At 42.6% G+C, this 8,193-nt stretch carries 4 protein-coding genes and 1 pseudogene; 2 read left to right on the forward strand and 3 right to left on the reverse strand.

The annotated features are described in order from the left end of the window. From AC5JM2_RS18360 to AC5JM2_RS18370, 3 genes are all read right to left on the reverse strand, one after another. A partial coding sequence (locus AC5JM2_RS18360; RefSeq protein WP_495836294.1) for a coiled-coil domain-containing protein occupies window positions 1-2,300 on the reverse strand: 2,300 nt, incomplete at its 3' end. 769 nt (window positions 2,301-3,069) lie between these two features. Continuing rightward, window positions 3,070-4,782 (reverse strand): diflavin flavoprotein, encoded by a 1,713-nt coding sequence (locus AC5JM2_RS18365; protein ID WP_495836295.1) that lies wholly within the window; start codon window positions 4,780-4,782, stop codon window positions 3,070-3,072. 128 nt (window positions 4,783-4,910) lie between these two features. Continuing rightward, window positions 4,911-6,626: a diflavin flavoprotein gene (locus AC5JM2_RS18370; RefSeq protein WP_495836296.1), complete on the reverse strand. Its 1,716-nt coding sequence runs from the start codon at window positions 6,624-6,626 to the stop codon at window positions 4,911-4,913. A 508-nt stretch (window positions 6,627-7,134) separates the two neighbouring features. Between AC5JM2_RS18370 and AC5JM2_RS18375 the strand changes: the two genes are divergently transcribed. Together AC5JM2_RS18375 and AC5JM2_RS18380 are read left to right on the forward strand one after the other, a co-directional pair. Then, entirely contained in the window at window positions 7,135-7,566 is a 432-nt protein-coding gene (locus tag AC5JM2_RS18375) for a hypothetical protein (RefSeq protein ID WP_495836297.1), read from the forward strand. A gap of 17 nt (window positions 7,567-7,583) precedes the next feature. After that, window positions 7,584-8,193 (forward strand): annotated as a pseudogene (locus AC5JM2_RS18380) (hypothetical protein); the annotation flags it as partial.

An 8,193-nucleotide genomic window follows, 5' to 3' on the forward strand; every position in this document is an offset into this window, starting at 1 on the left:
GATTTGGGGACAGAGGGAGGAGATATGACTACAAGTGGTACCTCCTGTACTTTTTGATCTGCTTTGCGAGTCGCAGATTTGGGGACAGAGGGAGGAGATATGACTACAAGTGGTACCTCCTGTACTTTTTCCTCCACTTTCGCAGTTGCAGATTCGGCGACAGAGGGAGGAGGTGTAACCACAGACAGTTGCTCAAGCATAATTTTTTTTCTTTGTTGAGCATCCTTCTGCAATTCCGAAAGTTGAGATACAAATTCTGCTTCTAGTTCTCCCAGCTTCTCAAGAATAGTATTTTTTCTTTGTTGAGCATTCAACTGTAATTCTGAAAACTTAGATGCAAACTCACCGCCAGATTTCTCTAAATTCTCTACTACTGTTTCTTTGCGTTGTTGAGCATCCACTTGCAGTTTCGACAGGAAAGATGCAAATTCTAAGCGTAATTGCTCTAAACTTTGGATAATTTTGTACTTTTGCTGCTCTGCATCCGACTGCAATCCCGACATTTGAGATGTCAATTCGGAATTCGATTCTTTTATGTTCCCGAGTACAATATCCTTTTGTTGTTGAACTTGGTTCTGTAATGCGGACAGTTGTGAGCTAAATTCTAAGCGCAATTGATCCAAGCTTTCCGTCAGGTTGTGTTTTTGAAATTCTGCATCCGATTGAAATTCTGACATTTGAGAAGTCAATTCGGAATTCGATTCTTCTATATTCCCGAGTACAATATCCCTTCGTTGTTGAACACTTTCTTGTAATGTAGACAGTTGTGAGCTAAATTCTAAGCGCAATTGATCCAAGCTTTCCGTCAGGTTGTGTTTTTGTACTTCTGCATCCCATTGCAATCCCGACATTTTCTCTGTCCACTCGGAACTCGATTCTTCTATATTCCCGAGTACAATATCCCTTCGTTGTTGAACACTTTCTTGTAATGCAGACAGTTGTGAGCTAAATTCTAAGCGCAATTGCTCCAAGCTTTCGAGCAGCTTGTGTTTTTGTACTTCTGCATTTGATTGGAATTCTGACACTTGAGAAGTCAATTCGGAATTCGATTCTTCTATATTCCCGAGTACAATATCCCTTCGTTGTTGAACACTTTCTTGTAATGCAGACAGTTGTGAGCTAAATTCTAAGCGCAATTGCTCCAAGCTTTCGAGCAGCTTGTGTTTTTGTACTTCTGCATCCCATTGCAATCCCGACATTTTCTCTGTCCACTCGGAACTCGATTCTTCGATATTTCCTAGTGCGATATCCTTTTGTTGTTGAACACTTTCTTGTAATGCAGACAGTTTTGAGCTAAATTCTAAGCGCAATTGCTCCAAGCTTTCCGTCAGATTGTGTTTTTGTACTTCTGCATTTGATTGGAATTCTGACATGTGAGATGTCAACTCAGAATTCGATTCTTCTATATTCCCGAGTACGATATCCTTTTGTTCTTGAACTTGGTTCTGTAATGTAGATAGTCGAGATACAACTTCTGACTGTAATTGCTCCAAATCCTCAAAAATCTTGTTCTTTTGCTGTTGAGCACCAAACTCGAATCCAGATAGTTGAGTTGCAAACTCAAACCGGGACTGTTCGATATTTTCCAGTGCGATATTCTTTTGTTGTTGAACCTCGCCTTGTAATTCCGACAGTTGAGATGCAACTTCTAGTTCCCATGTTCTTAAATTCTCAACAGTTGTATTTCTTTGCTGTTGGGTTTGCAATTCTAACTCAGAAACTTGAGTCGAAAATTCATATTCTAAAGTTTTGACGTTTTGCTTAGAATTTTTTATGGCTGTTTCTAATTCTGATGTCAGTTGCTCTTGTAAATTCAATATTTGAGATGGAATTATAGATAAAGTTTCTTGTTCAGTTGTGATTTTTTGTTGAAGAGCATCTACTTCTTTATCTAAGCCAGAAGTAATATTTCTCGTTTCTTGGATGAGTTTTTGTGCTTCTTGCTTAACACTCACTAGCTGTTTTTCTAACTCTTCGAGTCCGTGTAGCCGTTCGATTGCCTTATCAACTATCTCACGGATAGCAACCCGTCTCAGCAGGAATAACGCAGCAATCACTGTGACTGGAACAAGAGTCAGCATGGCTAGCCAGACGTTAAGCAAGATAGTATTGCGAAGAAAGACGCGATGTTCTTCTGTCAGTCGCGGTAGTTCTTGCTGGTACGGAGTGGAAAGTCCCGGAGGCTGTGGCGAAGAAGGTGTTTGTTGGGCAGTGGCAATACCAACGGACAGTAGAATGGGTGAGAAGACTATACCGCTTCTCAATAATAAGGCGAAGATGGGTTGATTCTTGCTCTTCATAAAGATGATCTATATCCGTTGGTTAGTTTTTGAAGCAGCACAATACTAATTTAGCTTAGTTGCTGGACTTATCTACGCTATCTAATTTTATTGTGATCCTTTTGCCTCATATTCTTTAGCAAAGCACCTTTTTAAAAGTTGGACTCTGTATCGCTGCGCGAAGCGACGAGGACTTAATATCAACTTGGTTTTGTAACTGAATACGGATTGGTTTAGATACTCCCAAAGAGGAAATTTAATGTTGCTGTTTTCTTGAGTCATACAAAAAGGACAATACAAAAGACAGAGCGCACCGTAATTAGTATCAATAAATACTAACATGCTTCCCTGATTTAACGTTTACTAATATGTATTCAATTGTCCTTGAGGTAAATACGGAAAATTTAGATCAGCATTTCACAGTTATAAGGCAGTCTCAGTGGTTTTACCAGCAAAACTACCTCAAAAATTATATATAGCACATTGTTCGTGCGTCAAGAACTAAGAGTGTAAGGGTGTAAGGGTGTAAGGGGAAGAAAGTAAAACACTCTTACCCTAACTTTATTCCAAAGTTGTCGGAACCAACGAATAAACCATTCACTTACACACGCCCTTCGGGAACGCCCGTCGCCTACGGAGGGAAACCCTCCAGCAGCGCTGGTTTCACCAGATACCTCTGTCGGGAAACCCTCCTATGTCCTGAGCCCTTCGGGCACGCCTTGAGGCCGAACGGACACGCTTCGCTATCAGTACTGGCTCTCCTACACCCCTATACCCCTACACCCCTAGTTTAATAATGATTGCCCGCTTTGCGATGGTGAACGGCTGTCACTGCATCGGCTTTAAGTAATTTACCATTATCGACAGTTGCATACACAACCCAATGATCGCCGCATTCCATGCGCTTGTTGACAGAACATTCAAGATATGCTGAGGAATCAGTGAGAACGATGCAGCCGTTATCAGCAATTTTTGTGGAAAAACTTGCAAATCTGTCTTCTCCAGGCGCAAAAGTTTTGCGGAAGTGTTTCATGTATTCTTGCTGATGACCTTCAGGTAAAATATTCAGGACAAACTTACCGCCGGGATACATCAGGGATTCAACCGCCCGTTCTTTGGCTATAGCAACAGTAATACCTGGTGGATTAAAGGTGGCTTGAGAAATCCAAGACCCCATCATTCCAGTAGAGACTTCTCCAAGCTTTGCTGTCACAACGCAAACTGAACCGACTATCCGACCAACAGCTTGTTCAACAGGAGTCGCTGCAGTTTGAGTCATACGCACTTTTTTGGCTTTTCTCAAGGTTTGGGCAAAGTCTGTACCTGTTTCTTCACACTGTTTGAGAAGAACATCTGAGGGTTTAAACTTGACTTTCATAGTCTCAAACCCAAACCGATATCCTGCATCACGGAGTTTACCTTCAATGAAGTCAAAAGCTTCGCCACTCCATCCATAGGAACCAAATATCCCAGCAAGCTTACTATTATTACCGCTCGCTAGCACAGTACCCAAAGCAGTGTGAATGGGAGTTGGTGCGTTACCACCAATGGTGGGAGAACCAATGATAAAACCCTCAGCTTTTTCTAGGGCTGCACGAATGTCTTCCGGATCAGCAAACTCACAGTTGATGGATTCTACAGCCACTCCTCCTTTTGTTAAACCAAGGGCGATCGCCTGCGCCAAAGTTGCAGTATTTCCATATGCCGAAGCATAAAGTAAAGCAACGGTAATTTCGCGAGCAGTTTGAGAATGGCTCCATTGCTGATAAGCTTGGGTAAGTTCCACTAAGCCATAGCGTACCAAGGGACCATGAAGGGTACCAAACATTCTGACTTGTAGTTCTGATATTTTCTCCAGAGCTGCTTGTACATGAGTTGCATGAGGAGCCATCAAGCAATCAAAATAGTAGCGCTGGTCTTCTTTTAAAATGCCCCAATCTTCATCAAAGACTTCTTCACCACAGATGTGAGCACCAAATAGCTTATTAGTGTACAGTATCTGAGTTTGCTGGTCATAAGTACAAAGACCTCCAGGCCAACGAGGGCTAGGAATGGGGAGACAGCGCAAAACATGACCCTTACCTAAATCCAGAGTTTCTTTCCCCCGCATCGCCATGATGTTCAATTTGTGGTGGGGAAAAGTTGCACTCAAATTGGCAGCACTAGGAAGCGAACAAACAAAAGTCAGCTGTGGTGCTAGTTCTAACAGAGCTTTGAGAGTTGCGATTCTATTAGGATTAAAGTGACCTAGAATGACGTAATCTAAATGTTTTAGGTCAACAGATTGCTGTAATTCGTCTAGAAAAATTTGTGTGAAAGTTTCTGGGGGCGGATCAATAATTGCAGTTTTATCACCTTCTATTAAATAGCAATTCGAGGTGGTACCTTTTGCCAGTGCGTATTCAATTTCAAACCGTAGACGTGTCCAACTACGTGCCCTTAGTACTGTCGTGTTTGTAGCGATTGGTAGAACTTGTACGTCGCGGGGATTGAGATTATTCATAGTTGTCGAGTGAGGAAGAGGATGAGGAGGAGAAAAGGAGAAAGGGAAGAAGAGAAAGAGAGAGGGAGAGAGGGATATTTTTTCACACTCCCTCACTCCCACATTCCCTGATTCGCTCATCTTCCCTATTAGTAGTAAGTGCCTACCTTGCGATGGCGAACAGCTGTGAGTCCCTCTGGTTTGGAGACTTTACCGTCAGCAACTGTACAATATAACAGCCAGTGGTCGCTGCATTCGATGCTGCTGACAATTTCACATTCCATGTAGGCAAGAGCGTCTGTAAGAATGGGGGAACCGTTCTTGGCTGTTTGGGTTTTGACGCCAGCAAATCTATCACCACCAGGAACTAAACGCTTGAGGAAGTGTTTCTTTAATTCTTGATAATTTCCTTCTTCCAAAACGTTAAGGACGAACTTATCACCCACTTGCATCAAAGAATCTATCGCACGATCTTTGGCAACAGCAACTGTAAATCCTAAAGGTTGCAAGCTGGCTTGAGCCACCCAGGAAGCTAGCATTGCGCCTTGGACATCACTCTTTTGGGTTGTGATAATGTAGAGTCCGTTACTAATCCGACCGAGCGCTTTTTCTAAGTTTGCGTCGATGGACTTGATTTGCTTGATGTTGCGTTCGCGAACAAGCAATTGTCCTAAGTCTATACCTGCTTCTCTACACACTTCGTAGGTGGCTGTGCTAGGAGTTTCTTTTATGCGGATTGCTGGGAAGGCTTCCTTGATACCAAGGTCGAGAAATTTTCTGCGAAGTGGATCAATAGGTTCATCATCTCCGCCGTAGCACTCAAATAATCCAACGACTTGCTTCTTGACGACGCCTAAGAGCGAACTGATAGCAGCATGAGCTGCAACGTTGCCACTTGGAGGCATACCGATAATAATGCCAGCTGAGCGAGCTGCGAGTTCTTGAATTTCTTGGATTTCAGCGGTGGTGAGATCCATGACTTCAACGCCAAGCCCAGTTTTTTGCAGCCCTTCAGCAATTTCGTGGGCAAGATGCCCACTGTGTCCATAGTCGGAGACATAATATAAGCCGACTATTGTTTGTGCCTGAACTTGTCTATGACTCCAAGTTTGGTAACATTCCCTGAGAATATCAAGATGGTGGTAAAGTAGGGGTCCGTGTCCATTGGCGATGATTTTAATTTTCCCAAGATCACCCATTTTATTCATGGCATTCACGAGGGAACGGGCGTTGGGACCCATCAAGCAGTCGTAGTAAAATTTGAAGTCAGGTTCAATTGCATCTAGGTTGATGTCAAAGGTATCATCGCTGCAATAATGCATGCCAAAGGCATCGCAAGTATACAGGGTTTCGGTTTTGTGGTCGAAGCTAAATATTGTATCGGGCCAGTGTAGGTTAGGTGCACTGACAAATTCGATTTCGTGTCCTTGACCTAGATCTACGCGATCGCCACTCTTGACAATCCGCTTAGAAAACGGATCATGTACCAGGTTTTCCAGAAACTGAAGTGCAACTTTTGACGCTAAGACAGTCGCTCTAGGAGCTAACTGGAGAACATCTTCCACTAAGCCGCTGTGGTCTGGCTCTGTGTGGCTGACAATAATGTAATCAATCGCCTTGGGGTTTATTAGGCTTTTGAGCGTTTCTAAATATTGGTCGCGAAACTTGGTGTGAGCAGTGTCAACCAGAACCACTCTGTCACCTTTGATCAGATATGAGTTGTATGTCGTACCGTTTTGCAATCCGAATTCTATATCAAAGCGATCGCGGTCCCAATCAAGACAGCGAATCGCCGTTGTATTAGGGGCTATTTCAACAGTTTGTACAGTTAGCCGTTTTTGAACGTTCTCTGCGAGCGCTACCATTCGTCGCCTCCGGGCACAAATTATCAGTCTTCTTTTCTGCTTCTATTTTGCTCATAAATATTTTTGTAAAGTTGTTACAAATTTTCTTTTTTGGTAAAGTCAAGATGTAGTAAAAATTGCTCTTTACAGGCGTTTTTTTTTACTTCAAAATTGTTATTGAGGCTCTTTTAAACAAAACTAGAATTATATCAATCAAATTTTCATTTTAATGCATTAGTTTAATGACAAATTGTTATCAAAATGAACTTTGTGTTAACTAATTTGTAGCAAGAAGCATAGATTTTGCAACCGTTGTGTTTAACAGTGATCAGTTATCAGTGATCAGTTTCACTGTTCCTTCCTTTTTAAGGAGGGCTAGGGAGGATCAATCCTTAACAACAACCGTATTGAGTTATCAGCGTATCTTCAGCCAAGAGTGAGGTGATTTCGCGATCGCTAAGTTTATTCCTGAAAAACCAGTAGATGCTGCGTTATAAATAATACATAAGAATCTACAATGAAATGATTTATGGAACCAGTCACTCTGACGGCTGTGGCGATCGCCACCCTACTTCTCACAAAAGCACTGGAGAAAACTGGCGAAAACCTCGGTGATGCTGCATGGCAGCAAAGTCGCAAGTTAATCGAACAGCTTCGCACTAAGAATAAATTACCATTGCTCACCAATGCTACACAGGGAAATGAGCAGCAGCGATTAGATTATGGACAAGCTGTGCTGGAACTGAAAGCAGCAGCAGACAAGGATACGGAAATTGCTCAAGGAGTTGTTGAGGTAGAAGCAGCAGCGAAAGCTGATCCAAAACTAGCTCCGCAAGTCGAAGAAATAGCAAATACACTTAGCTCTCAACAGCCAACAATGCCAAACTTGCAAAAGTTAGCAGAAAAAATTGGGCAAGTTGTGATCGGTGGTACGGGTTCGATTCAAAACCAGTCATTTTGATTGCGGTTTAGCTGAGTATGCCTGAAGACGCTGGTAAGTTTGCCGAAAAAATAGGGGTTTATGCTCAAAACAGCATAGTAAACATAAACAATCAGAACATTGGTGTTTCTGATGATTCTGGTGCGACTGCCATCAACTGGTACGAAATTTGCCGCCAATTGCTGGAATCCCAGCGGCGACTCACCAGCAATCCCTTGATGCAAGATGAATCTGCCAAATTAGAAAGAGAGCAGATTTATGTTCCCTTAGCACTGGTGCAGCGGACAAAACCTGAGAAACGCGACAAGGAGGAATTTTCCCCAGAAGCAGGAACGCGCCTGTATGAACCACAATATGAGGAAAAGCAGCGATTTGAGCATGAAGCTTTCTTAACTCAAATCTTGGAACAAGGCAAAGGCAAAACTAAGGGTAAGCACATCGCCTTAATTGGGGAAGCAGGTGCAGGGAAAACAAGTCTGCTGCAATGCATCGCCTTTTGGGTGTTAGAGAAAAACTTGGGATTTCCAATTTGGATTTCGCTGGCAGATTTGGGGCGAAGTGGCTCTTTGACGGATTTACAAAGTTATTTATTCAACAATACCTTTGCCAATTTACGAGGCTGGAACGGTACTAGAAGCATTGTGAATA

The sequence above is a fragment of the Brasilonema angustatum genome (genome assembly GCF_059505445.1).